This window comes from Geobacter anodireducens (assembly GCA_001628815.1).
GTDB lineage: Bacteria > Desulfobacterota > Desulfuromonadia > Geobacterales > Geobacteraceae > Geobacter > Geobacter anodireducens.
Map to the genome: position 1 here is coordinate 2,113,571 of CP014963.1, position 17,512 is coordinate 2,131,082.

The following is a 17,512-nucleotide window of genomic DNA, read 5'->3' on the forward strand; positions in this document are numbered from 1 at the left end:
ACTGATCTTCCTCCTTTAGCAGGTATTGTGTACTTCCTACGTCACTAGATAGCGTCGATAATCGCATTGAGGGTGGCACTCGGGCGCATAGCCCTGGCCACCTTCGCTGCATCCGGGTGATAGTAGCCGCCCATATCGACCGGCTTGCCCTGGGCGCCGATCAGTTCCTCGTTGATCTTGGTCTCGTTCTCCTGGAGCTGCTTCGCAATGGGAGCGAATTTAGCCTGGAGTTCCGCATCCTTGGTCTGGGCAGCCAAAGCCTCCGCCCAGTACATGGCGAGATAGAAGTGGCTGCCGCGGTTGTCGATCTGACCGACCTTGCGGGCAGGCGACTTGTTGTTGTCAAGGAACTTGGCGATGGCCTGATCAAGGGTTTCGGCCAGCACGAGGGACTTGTCGTTCTTGAAGGTGGCGCCGATATGCTCGAGGGAGGCAGTAAGGGCCGAGAATTCACCAAGAGAATCCCACCGCAGGTACCCTTCCTTGACGAACTGCTGAACGTGCTTCGGAGCCGAGCCCCCCGCGCCGGTTTCGAACAGACCGCCGCCCGCCAGCAGAGGCACGATGGAAAGCATTTTGGCACTGGTGCCGAGTTCAAGAATGGGGAAGAGGTCGGTCAGGTAGTCCCGAAGAACGTTACCGGTAACGGAAATGGTGTCCAGACCCTTGCGGATGCGCTCCAGCGAATAACGCATGGCTTCAACCGGCGGCAGGATCTTGATCTCAAGTCCGGCCGTGTCGTGATTCTTGAGATACTTCTCAACCTTCGCAATGACCTGTGCATCGTGAGCCCGGTTTTTGTCCAGCCAGAAAACGGCATGTGCACCGGTGGCGCGGGCGCGGTTCACGGCCAGCTTGACCCAGTCCTGAATCGGAATATCTTTCACACGGGACATCCGCCAGATGTCACCCTCTTCCACCTGGTGCTCCATCAGCAGCGTGCCGTCGGCAGTGACTACGCGGACCGTTCCGTCGGCGGGAATTTCAAAGGTGGTGGGGTGTGACCCGTACTCTTCCGCCTTCTGGGCCATAAGGCCGACGTTGGGCACCGAACCCATGGTGGCGGGATTGAAGGCGCCATGCTTCTGGCAGTCTTCGACAATTTCACGATACATCGTGGCGTAGCAACGGTCCGGAATCATGGCCTTGGTATCATGCAGTTGGCCGTCGGCCCCACATCTTGCCGCCGTCGCGCACCACGACCGGCATGGACGCATCGACAATAATGTCGTTAGGCACATGCAGGTTGGTAATACCTTTGTCGGAGTCAACCATCGCCAGTTTCGGACGCTTGCCGTACACAGCGGCGATATCGGCTTCGATCTCGGCCCGCTTGGCCTCCGGCAGGGACTCGATTTTCTTGTAAAGATCACCAAGACCCATATTGGGATTGACACCCAGTTGCTTGAAGGTGTCTGCGTGCTTCTCGAACACGTCCTTGTAGAACACGGAGACAGCGTGACCGAACATGATGGGGTCGGACACCTTCATCATGGTGGCCTTCAGGTGCAGGGAGAGCAGCAGGTCCTTATTCTTGGCGTCTTCAATCTGCTCGGCGTAAAACTGACGCAGAGCCTTTTTGCTCATGAAAGTGCCATCAAGGATTTCACCCTTGGAGGCGGTCAGCTTTTCCTTGAACGCGGTCACCTTCCCATTCTTGTCGACAAACTCGATCTTGAAATCACCGCCGTTTTCCACGGTCACAGATTTTTCATTGCCATAGAAATCGCCGTCGGTCATGTGAGCCACATGGGCCGTGGAATCGGAACTCCAAGGGGACAGCTTGTGCGGATTTTTCTTGGAGAAATTCTTGACCGAAAGCGGGGCGCGCCGATCGGAGTTACCTTCACGCAGAACGGGGTTGACGGCGCTGCCCAACACCTTGGCGTAGCGCTCCTTGATCTCCTTTTCCGCATCGTTCTTGGGATCTTCCGGATAATCAGGAACATTGTACCCTTGATCCTGCAACTCCTTGATGGCCTCTTTAAGCTGGGGAACGGAGGCACTGATATTGGGAAGTTTGATAATGTTCGCTTCCGGGCTCTGGGTAAGATCACCCAATTGCGTCAGGTAATCGGGAATTTTTTGCGCGTCGGTCAGACTTTCCGGGAAGTTGGCAATGATTCTGCCTGCAAGAGAGATGTCCCTGGTTTCAACCTCTACACCCGTTCCCTTGGTGAATGCCTGAACAATCGGGAGCAATGAGTACGTTGCCAGTGCGGGCGCTTCATCAATTTCAGTCCAGATAATCTTGTGCGTTGCCATGTTCTCTCCTTGGTTTTTTTACTAACATCGCCTGAGGCCTAATGACAAACCATCCACAGATTTCCACCATGGCCAATTCAGCCGCCACAGCCTTACATCCATACGCAGCGATCTACAGCCCTGCCAGCTCAACCAGCCTACATGAAGCAAACCTAACTTACTCCAAAATCAGTTTGTATACAGTATACAAAGCGTTAGTTGCTGTCAAGAAAAAATCCTTTTTAGGATGCGCCGGAAAAGCCCCCGGACTAGATGCAAAAAAGCCGGGAAAATCCCGGCTTTCTGTCTCTTCGCATGTGATCAGGGTGTTGGCCGCTCCTGCGCGTAACGCCTCGCTTCCGCCAAGTCGTCACGCGAAATATTTCGAGGGATTCTAAGGACTTGGCCCGGCCATATCCTGCCGGGGTCACGGATCTGATCACGGTTGGCACGGTACAAGAGAGGCCAGAGAGCTGCATCGCCGTAAACGTCAGGTTGTGCGGCAATCTGAGGAAGGCTTTCTCCACGCTTTACCGTATGGTGCAGCGGCAATGACCTTGCCTCTTTTTCCTTTTCCTTGTCGCGGACAGGCTGAGGTGTCTTTTCGGTCCGCTTTTTCTCTTCCCGTTCCTTCTCGGCAATCTCCCGTTTCAGCACTTCAAGTGCCTTTTGGCGCTCGTGAGCAAGCCGCTCATTCTCACTCTGCACCTGCATCTCCCGTTCCTGTTCACGCTCACGGGCGATACTCCGCTCCACGACCTCGCTTTTGCGAATGGCCAGCAGATAATAGCTGTCGGCCATCTCATGCTCACCACTCTGCATGAGCGCGTCTCCCGCCTCAATGGCCTGCTGGAGACTAGCCAATTCCGGAGCTGCATACTTCTCCGCCCCCATCATCCTTACCGCAGAAAATCTGGTGAGTGCGTCAACCCGGTGGACCGGCAGACGAGAGGCACACCCCGCAAGAACTGCAATGGTCACTAGTGCGGCGATACCGGCACGGACCTTCATAGGAAATCCCCGATCACTGCTTGACCGTCACCTTGATGGCCAACTCCCTGAGCTGCTTCGAATCAACCGGCGACGGTGCGTCAGACATGAGACAAGCCCCCTTCTGCGTTTTGGGGAACGCAATAACGTCGCGGATGGAGTCGCTGCCGGTAAGGAGCATGATGAGACGGTCCATGCCGAACGCTATGCCTCCGTGCGGAGGTGTGCCGAATTCAAGGGCATCCAGAAGGAAGCCGAATTTAGCGCGGGCCTCTTCCTCGGACAGGCCGAGCATCCTGAACATCAGCGACTGGATGTGCTGCTGATGGATCCTGATACTGCCGCCGCCGATCTCGTTGCCGTTGAGAACCAGGTCGTAGGCCTTGGCACGGCAGACTCCAGGATCTGACTCGACCTTGTCGAGATCCTCGTCCATGGGAGCGGTGAAGGGGTGATGAACAGCGGCCCAGCGCTTCTCCTCCTCGTCCCACTCCAGCAGCGGGAAGTCGGTAATCCAGACAAACTTGAAGGTATTCTTGTCAACGAGACCGAGAATCTGGGCCAGTTGATTGCGAAGCTTGCCCAGCGAATCATTGACGACCTTCGGCTTGTCGGCCACAAAGAGGAGCAGATCCCCCTCCTCGGCACCGAAAGCCGCGTTCATGTCGGCAATTTCCTGAGCGGTAAAGAACTTGGCAATGGGAGAATGCCACTCTCCCCCTTCAATTTTGACATAGGCGAGTCCCTTGGCCCCGTAAATCTTGACGAATTCGGTGAGATCGTCGATCTCCTTGCGGGAGAAGCGTGCGCATCCCTTGGCGTTGAGCCCCTTGATGATGCCCCCGCCAGCGGCCACATCGGCGAACACCTTGAAGCCGGAACCCTTGACGATGTCGGTCAGTTCCACCAATTCAAGGCCGAAACGGACATCGGGGTTATCAACTCCGTAGCGGCGGATCGCCTCGGCATAGGTCATGCGCGGGATCGGAAGCTGGACGTCAACCCCCTTGGCCTCCATGAAAATCCGAGCGATCAAGCCCTCCATCACGGCAATGACATCATCGCGGTCAACAAAGGAAAGCTCACAGTCGATCTGCGTAAACTCAGGCTGACGATCGGCCCGCAGGTCTTCGTCCCGGAAGCAGCGCACGACCTGGAAGTAGCGATCAAAACCAGAAATCATGAGAATCTGCTTGAAGATCTGGGGCGATTGGGGGAGAGCGTAAAAGTTGCCTTGATTGATCCGGGACGGCACGAGGAAGTCCCTGGCACCTTCGGGGGTCGACTTGGTGAGGAATGGTGTTTCAATCTCCAGAAAACCGTTTTCGGTCAGATACTGACGGGTAACCTGGCTGACCCGGGAACGAAGGATCAGGTTTTGCTGAAGTGGAGTACGGCGCAGATCGAGATAGCGATGCTTGAGGCGCAGGTTCTCGGCCACATCGACATAATCATCCAGCGTAAAGGGAAGGGCCTTGGAACGGTTCAGCACCTTGCATTCCGTGACGAGAACCTCCACTTCGCCCGTTTTCATGTTCGGATTGACGGTTCCCTCGGGGCGCGGAATGACCTCGCCCTTGACGGCCACGACATACTCGTTGCGGACGGTCTCGGCCTCCCGATGGGCCTCCGGCGCCCGGGCGGGATCGAAAACAACCTGGGCAAGCCCTTCCCGGTCGCGAAGATCGACAAAAATGAGTCCGCCGTGGTCACGACGGCGCATCACCCAGCCCATGAGCGTCACCTGTTTGCCCACATCGGCTTTGGTCAGGGTTCCACAGAGGTGAGATCGTTTCCAGTCGCCAAGCATATCGGTCATCGGTAAAAACCTCCTGTCTCGTCACTTGAAAAACCGGACAAGTATACTGAAAGCGCGAATCTTCTTCAAGGAATAATAGACTGCGGACACACGAGGAAAAGCTCATTGAAATGCACGACAAAACGCAAAAAGGGGTTGGCCTTTCGGCCAACCCCTTCTGTTTTTTGGTGGAGCTGATCAGGATCGAACTGACGACCTCTTGAATGCCATTCAAGCGCTCTCCCAGCTGAGCTACAGCCCCGTTCAAAAGAGATCTGACTTATACCAAACAGGCCACGGGGTGTCAACATATTTTTTTATCGCCCGGGCAGAGGGCATTTCCCCTTGACGCTCCACCGACCTTGCATCTATAATCCGGACACTTTTGCCGGAGTGGTGAAACTGGTAGACGCAGCGGATTCAAAATCCGCCGGGGGCAACCCCATGTCGGTTCGATTCCGACCTCCGGCACCAGCTACAATAGGGGCTTCCCGATGGGGAGCCCTTTTTTTATCCACAACCTTATCCACAGCCGAATTGACACAATTTAACACAAACCCTTTTCCCGTTCAGGCACGCACACACAGCGTCAGGACTGGCGCTGTCTCACCACTTCGAAGAGGACTACCCCTCCTGCCACTGAGGCATTGAGCGAGCTGACCCCTCCTTTCAGGGGAATGGCCACGAGAAAATCGCATTTCTTCCGCACAAGGGGCCTGACCCCCTCTCCTTCACCGCCGATTACGATGACGACATTGCCGGTCAAGTCATGGCTGTAGAGTGACGAGGCCGCACTGTCGGCAGTGCCGAATGCCCAGAACCCTTCTTCTTTGAGAGTTTCCAGCGCCTGGACGACATTCGTCACCTGGGCCACCGGAATCGTCTCTGTTGCGCCGGCAGAAATCTTTTCAACCGAAGCGGTTACGCCGGCTGCCCGGTCCTTGGGGATAATGACGCCATGGGCTCCGGCACAGGCGGCGCTTCGGATGAGCGCGCCCAGATTGTGCGGGTCCTGAATGCCATCCAGCACAAGGATGAGTCCCGACTCCCCAGAGGATCGCCATGAGGCGATAATGTCTTCCAGAGCGGCGTACGCAAACCCTTCGACCCGCAGGGCAACACCCTGATGGTGGTCTGTACCGCAGAGACGGGCAAGGTCGCGCTTGTCGCGCGTTCGGACCGGCACCCCCCTTTCAGCGGCAAACGCGAGCAGTTTCTCCGTGCGCCGGTCGTGGGTCTCCCGGGAAACGAAAAGTTCGAAGGCCCTCCGCGATCCGCGCAGGGCCTCCATCACACTGTTGATTCCGTACAGAATTTCTTCTTTCACGCTGTGGTTCCTTTTTCCCTCAGCCGGCCATGATCTCGTCGAGAATCATTTCGGCTGCGCCGGCCGGGTCAGGGGCGTCGCCGATGGGGCGGCCGATAACGAGGTAATCACCCCCTGCCCTGACCGCTTCGGCGGGAGTCATGACCCGCTTCTGGTCGTTGAGGGCGGCAAAAGCCGGGCGTACCCCCGGCGTGACGATGAGGAAATCAGGACCGCACGCCTCGCGGATGAGAGGGATCTCCCGCGGCGAAGCGACCACGCCGTCGATGCCGGCCTTTCTGGCCAGGGTGGCGAGCCGCACGACCATCTCCTCCACCGGCGATTCGATCCCCACCTGACGCAGGGTCTCTTCGGTCGAAGAGGTGAGGATGGTAACGGCCAGCACCTTCGCTCTCTCACCACCCTTGAATTCCTTGTCCAGCGCCTCCACCGTGCGGGCCATCATCTCGTACCCACCCAGGGCATGGAGATTGAAGAGCTTTACTCCCAGGCGGGCTGCCTCAAGTGAGGCCATGGCAACGGTGTTGGGAATGTCGTGGAACTTGAGGTCCAGAAAGACCTCTCCGCCGAACTTCTGGATCATCCGGACCGTGGCAGGCCCACAGGCGGTAAAAAGCTGTTTGCCGACCTTGAACATGCCCACCCGGTCGGACAGGGTTTCGGCCCAGTACTGGACATGGGCGAATTCGTTGGAATCGAGGGCGAAGATGACCTTCTCCCGCGCTTGATCTCTTGTCATGACTGGTGATATCTCCTTGAACGGTTACCGGCCGAGGGCTTCGGCCACGATGCTCCGAATCTTCTCCACCGCGTCAGCCAGCGGAAGCAACTCCACTTCGCCGGTCCTGCGGGTCTTGAGCTCCACCTTGCCGTCGGCCAAATTCTTGGAGCCGACCACCAGGCGCAAAGGTATGCCGATGAGATCGGCGTCCTTGAACTTGATGCCGGGACGCTCGTCGCGGTCGTCGAAGAGCACCTCCACCCCTGCGGCGCCCAGGTCGCGATAGAGCGATTCGCAGGCGGCCATGACCTCGGCGTCCTTGGTGTTGACCGCCGAGACGATGCAGTGGAACGGGGCAATGGGAATGGGGAAAATGATGCCGTCGGCATCATGGTTCTGCTCGATGCAGGCGGCCACGGTCCGGCTGATGCCGATGCCGTAGCATCCCATGAAGATGGTCTGCTCCTTGCCGTCGGCGTCCAGGTAGGTGGCGCGCAGGGCCTCAGAATACTTGGTGCCCAGCTTGAAGACGTGCCCCACTTCGATGCCTCGCCACAGTTCGAGGTGCCCCGCCTCGCAACGGGGGCACGGGTCGCCGTGGACCACGTTGCGGATGTCGGCATACTGGGTCGGGGTAACGTCACGGCCGATGGTGACGTTTTTCAGGTGCAGATCGCCGGCATTGGCTCCGGTAACGAAGTTCTTCATCCCCTGGACGGCCAGATCGGCAACGATTTTGATGTTCAGCCCCACCGGGCCGGCAAAGCCCACGGGAGCGCCGGTCACCCTGGTCACCATTTCCTCGTTGGCCATTTCCAGAGTCTCGCACCCCAGCAGGTGTTTGAGCTTGATCTCGTTCAGGTCGTGATCGCCGCGCACGAGAGCGGCCACGGGCGTGCCGTCTGCCACCACCAGCAGCGTCTTCACCAGGGCGGACGAGGGTATGCCGAGGAAGGCGGTCACCTCTTCGACGCTCCGCTTGGCCGGTGTCTCCACCTTTTCCAGAGGGCGCGGCTCGGCATGCTCGGCAGGGGCGGGACGGGCCTCGGCCTTTTCCACGTTGGCGGCATACTCGCATTGGGTGCACGAGACAATGGCATCCTCGCCCGAATCGGCGAGTACCATGAATTCGTGGGACGACGAGCCGCCGATGGAGCCGGTATCTGCCTCCACTGCCCTGAATCTGAGGCCACAGCGCTGGAAAATCCGGCGATAGGCCTGGTACATCTTGTCATAGGAAAGATCCGAAGCGGAGCTGTCGACGTCGAAGGAATAGGCGTCCTTCATGATGAACTCGCGCCCGCGCATGAGGCCGAACCGGGGGCGGATCTCGTCCCGGAACTTGGTCTGGATCTGGTAGAGGTTGAAGGGCATCTGCCGGTAGCTTTTGACCTCGCGGCGGACAATGTCGGTGACCACTTCCTCATGGGTGGGTCCGAGGCAGAATTCCGCGTCCTTGCGGTCCTTGAAGCGGAGAAGTTCCTTGCCATACTGTTCCCACCGGGTGGATTCCTGCCAGAGTTCGGCCGGCTGTACGCTCGGCATCAGCAGCTCGATGGCGCCGGCGCGGTCCATCTCCTCGCGCACGATCGTTTCCACTTTGCGAATGGAACGCAGCCCCAGCGGCAGATAATTGTAAATGCCCGCAGCCAGCTTACGGATCATGCCGGCACGGAGCATGAGCTGGTGGGAGACCACCTCGGCGTCGGACGGGGTCTCCTTGAGGGTGGGGATGAAGCAGTTGGTGTAACGCATCGACTAACCTCGAAAATTAGTGTTTTTCAGCGATAATCTTTTCGACTTCCGCAATCAGTGCATCGGCCATGTCGGCCTCCGGCACCTTGCGGACGATTTCCCCGTTGCGGAACAGGAGCCCCTCGCCCCGTCCGCCGGCGACCCCCACATCGGCCTCGCGGGCCTCGCCGGGTCCGTTCACGACGCATCCCATGACCGCTACGGTGAGGTGTGCGTCGATGCCGGCGAGACGCTTCTCAACCTCTTCGGCCACCCCGATGAGGTTGATCTGGCAGCGGCCGCAGGTGGGGCAGGAAACGAGATTGATCCCCTTTTGCCTCAGATTGAGCGCCTTGAGGATCTCGAAACCGACCCGCACCTCGTCCACCGGATCGCCGGTCAGGGATACCCGCATGGTGTCGCCGATGCCGTCGGCGAGCAGGATACCGAGCCCCACGGCTGACTTGATGGTCCCGGAGAACATAGTGCCCGCCTCGGTAATGCCGATGTGGAGCGGGTAGTCGACCCGCTGGGCCAGGAGCCGGTAAGCCGCCACGGTCTTGGGTACATCCGATGCCTTGAGGGAGATCTTGATCTGATCGTAGCCGAGTTCTTCGAGGATGCGCACGTGGCCGAGGGCCGACTCGACCATGGCCTCGGCGGTCGGGTGGCCGTATTTCTGGAGAAGCTCCTTTTCCAGGGAACCGGCGTTGACGCCGATGCGGATGGGTACCAGCCGTTCCCGGGCCGCTGCCACCACCTCTTCCACCTTCCACCGTTCACCGATATTGCCGGGATTGAGGCGCAGGCCGTCAATTCCCCCCTCCAGCACCTTCAGGGCGAGTTTGTAGTCGAAGTGGATGTCGGCAATGACTGGGATGGGGCTTTGGCGCTTGATGGCGCCCAGGGCCTCGGCTGCTGCCATGTCGGGGACGGCGCAGCGGACGATTTCACAGCCCGCAGCCGCCAGGGCGTCGATCTGGGCCAAGGTGGCGGCCGCATCCCGCGTATCGGTGTTGCACATGGATTGCACCGCGCAGGGGGCATCGCCGCCCACCGGTACGTTCCCCACCCGGATCTGTCTCGTCTTGGCTTTCATAACGGGGCATAGTAGCCGGACAGTCGGCGAAAAGTCAAGAAATCGTGCCCCGTCCGGAGGTCCGAACGGGGCATGTCCAACCGGCTGATCAGAAAGAATAGGCGAAGCGGGTTCCGACGGAGTAGTACTCGAAACCGGAGGTGGCGCCGAGGGCGTAGTTGCCGAGCTCTCCGTTCACCTCACCCGTGAGGCGCTTGGTGAAGCGGTAGCCGAGGGTGCCGCTGAAGCCGCCGAAGATATCGTCGGTGTGATCGCCGTAGCGGTCGAAGGACTGGAACCCGCCGTAGGGCTCCGCATAGAGGAAGATGCGGTCGAGTTGCCAGTCGACAGAGACGAAGAGTTGGTGAGATATGAAGTCGTTCGGATCAAAATAGCCGCCAAAGCTCTGGCGGTCGAAAGTGAGGTATCGGAAGCGATAGCCGGTCCGCACCGTGGGGTCGCCGGCGTAAAGGGTATAGGACGGAGCGATAAGCAGGTCATGGGCGCTGTTGTCGTCGGAGTAGTCGCGCCAGGAGTAACCGCCGAACAGGGTAACGCGCTGGGTGATGCGCTGGCTGGCGCTGATGCCGGCGGAGAGGTATCTGATCCGGTTCTCCACCAGGGATGCGGTGTCGGTGAGAACATCCCTGCGCAGGGAAAGACTTACACCGCCCCGCGCCACATCGGCATCGGCGTTGAGGCGCCAGGTCAGGTTCATGTCGGATGAGCCGCCGTCCAAACGGGCCACACCGATACCGGCGCCGACACCGTAGCGGCCGGCCAGGCGCAGATAGCCGCCCGCATCGAGGATGTCGGCATAGGTGTCGCCGATGGTATCGTTTACCGTGAAGTGGCGGTAGGAGCCGGAAAGGCTCCAGTCACCCTGGCGATAGGTGTAGGCAACGCCGAAACGGTCCGCCTTGTTGTCGTCCGAATCGCCATAGCGGGTGTAGGACGCCTCGACCGTATTGGCGGTGGTGTTTTCGATTTCCTCCCGGAGCCTCTTAAGGTCCCGCTCCTGGTAGGGAAAGCGGGGTTTGAGGATGGCGGCATTGGCGGCCGCCTCCTGTTTGTTGCCGGTCTGGAGTTGGGCAAAGGCAAGGCCCAGGCGGGCATCGAAGTCGTCACTCCCCGCCAGAATCTGTTGATAGAGCGGCAGGGCCTGGCTGCTGTTGCCCTGCCAACGGAGGGCGTTGGCCTTGACCAGGAGCGCATCCCGGTCTCCGGGCCGGGCGGCCAGGACACGGTCGGCCTCGGTGATGGCATCGGGCTGGTCGCCGCGCCAGGATAGGGTTCGGGCCAGGTGGGTCCGGGCTGCGGTGTTGTCCGGCTCGTCGGCAACCACGGCGCGCAGCGCGAAGATCGCATCGTCGAGCCGGTTGGCCCAGGAGACGGCCACTGCCATCCTGATCCGCTCCGTCACGGGGATACCGCGGTCGAGCGCCAGGGCCGCGACGTACTCATCGGCTGCTTCGGCGTACTGATCCTTTTCCGCATAGAGATCGCCCAACTCCTTGTGGAGCAGCGCCTTTTCCCGGGCCGCTGAGGTCTGGCCCATGGCGACGCGGTAGGCCGTCACCGCCTCGTCCACCTTTCCGCCGCGGAACAGGTCGGCCGGCGCCGTGGCCAGTGCCGTGCAGGGCATCGCCACGAGCATGACAGCCGGGATGATCCTCTTCATCATTCTTCACTCCCCCCTGAGATAGTTACTGAACGAAACCAGGTCGAGCCGATTGTCGACATTGAGCCGCGGGATCGCCGCCGGATCGGTGCCGCCGTCCACATACCCCTCGTTGGAGGTGAGAATGTGCACAAATCCTGCCTGTCGGGCAATGTGAATCCGCTCGGCCGTATAAATGCCGTAGGGCCAGGCAAGGATCGTGGCCCGCCGGCCCATCTCGCGCGCCACGGTCTGCTGGAAAAGTTCCAGGTCTGCTGCCAGCTCGCTGGCAGAGGCACGCCGCAGTCGCTCGATGGCATGGAGGTGATGGGCATGGCACCCCACCTCCACACCCCGTGCCGCAAGATAACGGTACTCGTCCCAACTCAGCATGGGCCGGCGTCCATCCCGCTCCAGCCAGGTCCCCACATGACTGCCGATGACCGAGATGGCGGCCGAGAAGCCATACTGAAGCAGAAGCGGATGGACATAGTCCAGGAACGAGGCATAGCCGTCGTCAAACGTGATAACCACCATTCTGTCGGCAGTTGCTCCCCGTGCGGCCAGGGCTTCCCCCACTGTCACGGCCCGGTAGCCGGCTGCATGGAGCCATTCCATGTGAGCGGCAAAGAGCGCTGGAGAAATGGTGAAGGGGTCGCGAAAATGGTTGGAGACATCATGGTACATGAGCACCGGCACCACCGTCTCCTTCCGGGCCGACACCGGCAGTGGCACGGCCATGGCGGCCAGCGCCGCGCCCCCGATGATCAGAAATTGCCTGCGGCTGACGTTCACGGCATCACTCCGGCATCCGGCCGAGCACGTCCCGGTAGAGGTAGTAGCTCCGCTTGAGATAGGTGTGGTACAGGGGGTGGTTCCACCCCTCCCATTGATAGCGCCGAATGGCATCCGGGCCGAGACCGGCGGGCAGGGCGTCGGCCAGATTGGTTCGCCCGCCCGTGGGAAGGGCAGAGAGCCCCTCACCCGACGGGCGATAGGAGCAGGCGATGGCGGCGACGCCGTCGGTGGTGCGGGTCTTGGTCCCTTGTTCCGCCATCCAGAGGACCTGCCGGGAACTGGGATCGGTGACGTTCAGGAGCCCCCAGGGCAGCCGAAGCTCCACCAGGGTACCCGAGACATGCCAGTCGGCCAGGGAGTCGAAGCGGGAACTCCGCGGGTCGAGACTGCCGAAGCGCAGCCCGCTCATGGAGAAGACCCGGGAGGGGTAGAACCGGGTGCCGTCCTTGCTGATGCGGCGGTGGTTGGTGATGTTCTGCATGACGACCCACTCCCCCGTGTCGGACGGCACGGGGCGGACCGGCAGCCCCTCATTGAGATATTTGTCGTAGAAACGGCTCACCAGGATGCGGCTCGTGCCCTCGCCGGCCAGATGGATCAGGAAGGTGAGCCCCAGCGGGCTCCGGACGTTGGTGGCAAAGGGGAGAAGCGTCTCTCCCGCCTTTGCCCCACAGGTATCGAGTCCGATCAGGTAGTGGGCCGCGCTGAAATCGACCGGTTCGGCCGTTTCGAGGCAGAGATAGAGATATCCTTCGTCATGCCGTGCTGAAAGCCGCACGAGGGTCCGCGCCCCGTCGCGGCCGTCGCCGAAGCGGTGCAGGGGGGCGCCTCCCCTTTTCTCCTGGAGAAGCGTGGCGTCATGCCATTCTTCACGTCGCCCGGCCAGGGTCACGACCTTGCCGGGATAACCGGGATAGGCGGCCATGAGACCGTAGGTCTGCTCGGCATCCTGGTGATTGAACCAAAAGGGATTGCGTTCGGCCGGGAGTTCATAGGGGAGAAAGACCCAGTTCCGCTTGAACCACTCGTCAAACCAACTGAAGAGCATCCCACCGGCCAAGCCCGCGTCGCGGATAGCTCCATCATGAGGCCGTTGATTCTTCCCTGCGACTCCTCGTCATGGCCGCCGTGGTGCCAGCCGTCACGCTGCCAGTGGGTCGCTTCGCGGCTCGACGGCACCCCGAACTCGGCGATAACGATGGGCTGCCGGCCATGGTGACGCCTGAGCCGCGTCAGATACTCCCGGTAGGGATTGTTGACATCCAGGAAGTCGTTGTTGAGAAAGTCGGGATAGTAGGGATAGACGTGATAGGTGGCAAAGAACCCCGCCCCCTGCCGTGAGACGATGCGCGCGGGATCGAACGTCTCCACGTCCTCGTCCTCGTTGCAGACGTCCACGTTCACCTGGAAGCCCTGGCGGATGAGCCCCTCCTCGTAGGTGGACTCCGACGGATGGGCCAATGGGTCCAGGGTCGGCCAGTTGATGGTGGTCACCGGGTGGGTGCAGCCATAGGTGGCCTGTTCGTAGGACTGGAGGTAGTCGCAGGTCTCGGCGGCCCACTGTTCGAAGGGGAGGCCGTCGTCAACCTTCAGGAACGAGCCGGCATAATTACCCCGCTTGCGGCCGTACTGCCCGTTGAACGCACGCACCGCGCAGCTTTCCCATTCGCGGCCGACCACATAGGCGGCGGTCCAGGTGGAGACGTCGCGGCGGTAGGAACCGTGGGGCAGGCCGGGTCGCTCGGGAAAATCGGCATTGCCGCAGACCGCGTCCACCGACTCGCGAATCTGCCGGTGGACGTACTCCAGAAAATCCCGGCCGCGGAAATTGCCATCATCGGGCAGCTCCAGCCAGATTCCCTGAAAGAGAAAGAGCCGCCCCCCCTGCTCGTTATGATCGGCCAATGCTTCGTAGAATCCGGGGGACTGCACCGCGTAGACCCGCAGCGAATTCACCCCCAGTTCCCCCATGAGCCGGAACCACCGGCGATAGGTTTCCCGGTGAATGGGGTACTCGCCCGGGAAATACCCCGGCAGGCCCAGACCCAGGTTGATTCCCTTGATGAAGAACCTGCGCCAGGATCCGTTCTCCCTGATCTGCAGGAAGTCCTCGCCGGCCCGGAAACGGCATCCGCGCCCCCCGCTGGTCCGCGCCGGCACGGCAGGTCTGCCGATCCGTTCGATCCACTCGTTGGCATCCCGGTCGGCAGGCTCCAGGTCGAGCGCCTTGGCAAAGGCCCAGCGGGCTGCCAGCGGATCGCCGAGCCGGTGAAAGGCCAAACCGAGCCCCACGAAGCTCCGGGCGGTCGGCCCCGTCTCCTGGGCCCGCCGGAAGATGTTGACCGCCTCCTGGCAGTCGCCCCGTTCCAGGGCCGTGAACCCGAGGGCCACATAGTCGGTCCGCGGCTTGCCCGTCATAGCCTGCTCCACAAGCCGGCCGTACCCCGCACGAGTTTCGCAAGCGCCCCCTGGACGGCCACCTCCACGGGACGGAACCATTCGTAGGGAGACAGGAGCATGAACGTCACGTAGGTGAGAAACAGGGCCAGGAGCAGCACCCGCGGCAGCAGATAGAGAACCCTGCTAGGCAACCGAGCCAGACACTTCACCTTCGATCTCCTTTCGTTTGGGCTTGCCCCATCCCTTTTTCCAGAACATGAACGTGGCGATGAGCCGCTCCACCACGATGATCTGCCGGTACCCGAAGAATTCGAGCAGGCCGAAGAGGCAGAGTTTCAGAATGTCGCGCAACCCCTTGTAGCGCTTGTAGATGAGGTTGTCCAGAAAGATGGAGCCGAGATTGATCCAGGTTCCCCAGAGAACGGCCAGGAGGAAAAAGAGAATCGCAAACTCGCGATTCACCTGACCCAGAAAAAAGAGGAGCACGAACCCGAAGTAGCCGATAAATTCAACTGCCGGCCCTAACAGTTCAACCGTGACGAAATAGGGGAACCCGAACAGGCCGACCATGCCGTAGCGTGGGTTGAGGAACATGCCCCGGTTGTGCCAGAGGCTGTCGATGAGTCCACGGTGCCAGCGATTGCGCTGTTTGAGGAGCGATGCCATGTCCGAGGGGACCTGGGTCCAGCAGACGGGATCGGGCACGAAAACAACCTTGTAGCGGATCCGGTTCTGCCGGCAGTGGCGGTGAAGCCGTATCACCAGGTCCATATCCTCGCCCACGCTCTCCCGGTACCCCTTGACGGCCATCACCATGTCCTTGCGGAAGATGCCGAAGGCCCCGGAGATGATGAGCAGGCTCCTGAAATAGTTCCACGATGTCCGCCCCGAGAGGAACCCCTTGGTGTACTCCACGGTCTGGAAGCACTCCAGCATCCCCCGGGGGGCTCGGACCCCCTTGACAATGCCGTCTTCCACCTCGCAACCGTTGAGGACCCGCACGATGCCGCCGGTGGCCACGACTTCCCGGTCTTCCACGAAAAGCCGTGTCGCACGGATGAGAGCGTCGTCCTCAAGCACGGAATCGGCATCGATCGAACAGAACAGGGGGTACTGGGAAGCGTTTATCCCCGCGTTGAGAGCGTCGGCCTTGCCGCCGTTCTCCTTGTCCAGCACGAAGAGCTGGGGATGGTCGACGGAAACGTACTTGGCGAGGATCGGCCGATGGGAAACATGCAGGCCGATGGGCTTGTCGATCCGGACAAGACGGAATTCTCTGATGAGACTTTCAAGAGTGCCGTCGGTTGACCCGTCGTTAATGACGATGACTTCGTACTCGGGATACCGCAGGGCAAGCAGCGACTTCACCGAGGAAACGATGGTCTTTTCCTCGTTGTAGGCAGGCACGAGGATCGACAGGGGCCGATAGAACATCCCGTTGAGCACGTTGTCGATGCTCTGGCTCGTGACGGCATTCAGATAGTTGCGGATGTCACGCAGGGAGATGATGGTGAACAGGGTGTAGAATCCGTTCAGGACGATGAAATAGATGAAGATCACCGGCTGGATCGCCAGCAGGAAGGCAACGATGTTATGAAGCATAGATGAGCCTCTTCAGCACGTACTGGGAAACATCGCGCACGAACCGGTCGTCGCTGCGGGTTGCGTCCACAAGAACATCGAGCCCTCCCTCTCCCATCCTGGACAGGGAGATGGCGGAGTTGATCCGCACGTGGTAACTCTCGTCGTGGAGTAACTGCCGTAGTGATCCCGCCACAGCCGGCGAGTAGAGGTGGGCGCTCTTGGCGGCAACTCCCCTGATCCGCCAGTCGGAGTCCAGAAGGCACTCTTTCAGGAGCACCTCCGTGTCCACCGCAGAAAAGCGCTGCAGCGTGCGGATGCAGGCGATCCGCATCTCAGCCACTTCGTGGAAGCGGCGGAAGCAGTCAGCCGTAAGATTCTTGGCAATGAGGAACATCTCGCTACCGCATGCCTGGATGATATCCCGCTTGAGAATAACCGGCAGTTCTTCATCTGCCATGAGCGACGCGATCAACTCCAACAATTCCTGTTCCTGCTCCCGTTCGCGGAAGGCACGAATAATATTGGTGTAAATATATTCATTGAACTTGGCGGACATGAACAGGGGATCCTTCAGGACCCGGTTGATGAACGGCACGTCATCCCGGTCGGCAATCACGCTGAGGGCCCACACCAGCTTGGGGATGATCCGCGTATCCCGCTCGGTATCGAGCAGTGAACGAAACAGGGGCTTCAACTCGGGAAAGCCGAAGTAGCCGAGCTTCTCGACCGCCACATATCTTCTCACCCACGAACGGGACCGGACGCGAGCCCGGTAATAGGCATCAATGCCCAGCTCGCGGATGAAGCACCTCACGCTGGCGGCCATGGTGCCGGAGACGTTCACGAGCATGGTGGCGAACACGGCGCCAAGGGCTTCATGTTCCAGCGCCGTTGTCGGCTTTTGGATCGTCAGGGACGGTTCGTAGCACTTGCGTGTCAGTTCTTCGAGATACCGCTCCTTGAGGAGCGCAAGGCGTCGGGTGCGCCTTTCCACATGAATCTTGTGGAACAGCAGTGTCAGAAAAAGACCGAGAGTAACGGCACATAACAGGATATTCACCGCAACGATAAAATCCCTGATCATGCCAGTATTCAGCAGATGAAAGTAAAGATCGACCATGCCTTGAATGCCCCCGATTCGCTAATCCGCCCCATGGAAAAGTGAAAAGTTTAGTAAA

General features: G+C 60.1%; 11 protein-coding genes, 2 tRNA genes and 2 pseudogenes. 1 reads left to right on the top strand and 14 read right to left on the bottom strand.

Annotation, left to right across the window (positions count from 1 at the left end):
- Window positions 1-44 precede the first annotated feature (44 nt).
- From A2G06_09665 to A2G06_09680, 4 genes and pseudogenes are all read right to left on the bottom strand, one after another.
- Window positions 45-2,265: pseudogene (locus tag A2G06_09665) on the bottom strand (isocitrate dehydrogenase).
- 300 nt (window positions 2,266-2,565) lie between these two features.
- Entirely contained in the window at window positions 2,566-3,255 is a 690-nt protein-coding gene (locus A2G06_09670) for a peptidoglycan-binding protein LysM (protein ANA40514.1), read from the bottom strand.
- A 13-nt stretch (window positions 3,256-3,268) separates the two neighbouring features.
- Window positions 3,269-5,053: an aspartate--tRNA ligase gene (locus A2G06_09675; GenBank protein ID ANA40515.1), complete on the bottom strand. Its 1,785-nt coding sequence runs from the start codon at window positions 5,051-5,053 to the stop codon at window positions 3,269-3,271.
- Window positions 5,054-5,218: 165 nt separating this feature from the next.
- A tRNA-Ala gene (locus A2G06_09680) sits at window positions 5,219-5,294 on the bottom strand.
- A gap of 125 nt (window positions 5,295-5,419) precedes the next feature.
- Between A2G06_09680 and A2G06_09685 the strand changes: the two genes are divergently transcribed.
- A tRNA-Leu gene (locus A2G06_09685) sits at window positions 5,420-5,506 on the top strand.
- 115 nt (window positions 5,507-5,621) lie between these two features.
- On the opposite strand, the gene A2G06_09690 is transcribed toward A2G06_09685, so the two are convergent.
- From A2G06_09690 to A2G06_09735, 10 genes and pseudogenes are all read right to left on the bottom strand, one after another.
- A complete protein-coding gene (locus A2G06_09690; GenBank protein ANA40516.1) occupies window positions 5,622-6,359 on the bottom strand; it encodes a 23S rRNA (guanosine(2251)-2'-O)-methyltransferase RlmB in 738 nt (245 codons plus the stop codon).
- A 19-nt stretch (window positions 6,360-6,378) separates the two neighbouring features.
- The gene (locus tag A2G06_09695) at window positions 6,379-7,098 is read right to left on the bottom strand and encodes an orotidine 5'-phosphate decarboxylase (GenBank protein ID ANA40517.1); all 720 of its coding nucleotides are present in this window, start codon (window positions 7,096-7,098) and stop codon (window positions 6,379-6,381) included.
- 24 nt (window positions 7,099-7,122) lie between these two features.
- Window positions 7,123-8,835 (bottom strand): proline--tRNA ligase, encoded by a 1,713-nt coding sequence (locus A2G06_09700; GenBank protein ANA40518.1) that lies wholly within the window; start codon window positions 8,833-8,835, stop codon window positions 7,123-7,125.
- 16 nt (window positions 8,836-8,851) lie between these two features.
- Window positions 8,852-9,913 carry a 4-hydroxy-3-methylbut-2-en-1-yl diphosphate synthase gene (locus A2G06_09705; GenBank protein ANA40519.1) on the bottom strand — a complete coding sequence of 354 codons (1,062 nt, stop codon included), beginning with the start codon at window positions 9,911-9,913 and terminating at the stop codon, window positions 8,852-8,854.
- Between the two features lie 88 nt (window positions 9,914-10,001).
- Window positions 10,002-11,576 (bottom strand): hypothetical protein, encoded by a 1,575-nt coding sequence (locus A2G06_09710; GenBank protein ANA40520.1) that lies wholly within the window; start codon window positions 11,574-11,576, stop codon window positions 10,002-10,004.
- Window positions 11,577-11,579: 3 nt separating this feature from the next.
- On the bottom strand, window positions 11,580-12,347 hold the full coding sequence (locus A2G06_09715) for a polysaccharide deacetylase (GenBank protein ANA40521.1): 768 nt from the start codon (window positions 12,345-12,347) through the stop codon (window positions 11,580-11,582).
- A gap of 4 nt (window positions 12,348-12,351) precedes the next feature.
- Window positions 12,352-14,768, bottom strand: a pseudogene (locus A2G06_09720) (hypothetical protein).
- On the bottom strand, window positions 14,765-14,959 hold the full coding sequence (locus A2G06_09725; protein ANA40522.1) for a hypothetical protein: 195 nt from the start codon (window positions 14,957-14,959) through the stop codon (window positions 14,765-14,767). Before A2G06_09725 ends, A2G06_09720 begins: the two are co-directional and overlap by 4 nt.
- Complete coding sequence (locus A2G06_09730) at window positions 14,934-16,352, bottom strand: glycosyl transferase (GenBank protein ANA40523.1); 1,419 nt, start codon at window positions 16,350-16,352, stop codon at window positions 14,934-14,936. The genes A2G06_09725 and A2G06_09730 overlap by 26 nt, the downstream gene beginning before the upstream one ends.
- The gene (locus A2G06_09735) at window positions 16,342-17,454 is read right to left on the bottom strand and encodes a hypothetical protein (GenBank protein ANA40524.1); all 1,113 of its coding nucleotides are present in this window, start codon (window positions 17,452-17,454) and stop codon (window positions 16,342-16,344) included. Before A2G06_09735 ends, A2G06_09730 begins: the two co-directional genes overlap by 11 nt.
- Window positions 17,455-17,512: the final 58 nt, after the last annotated feature.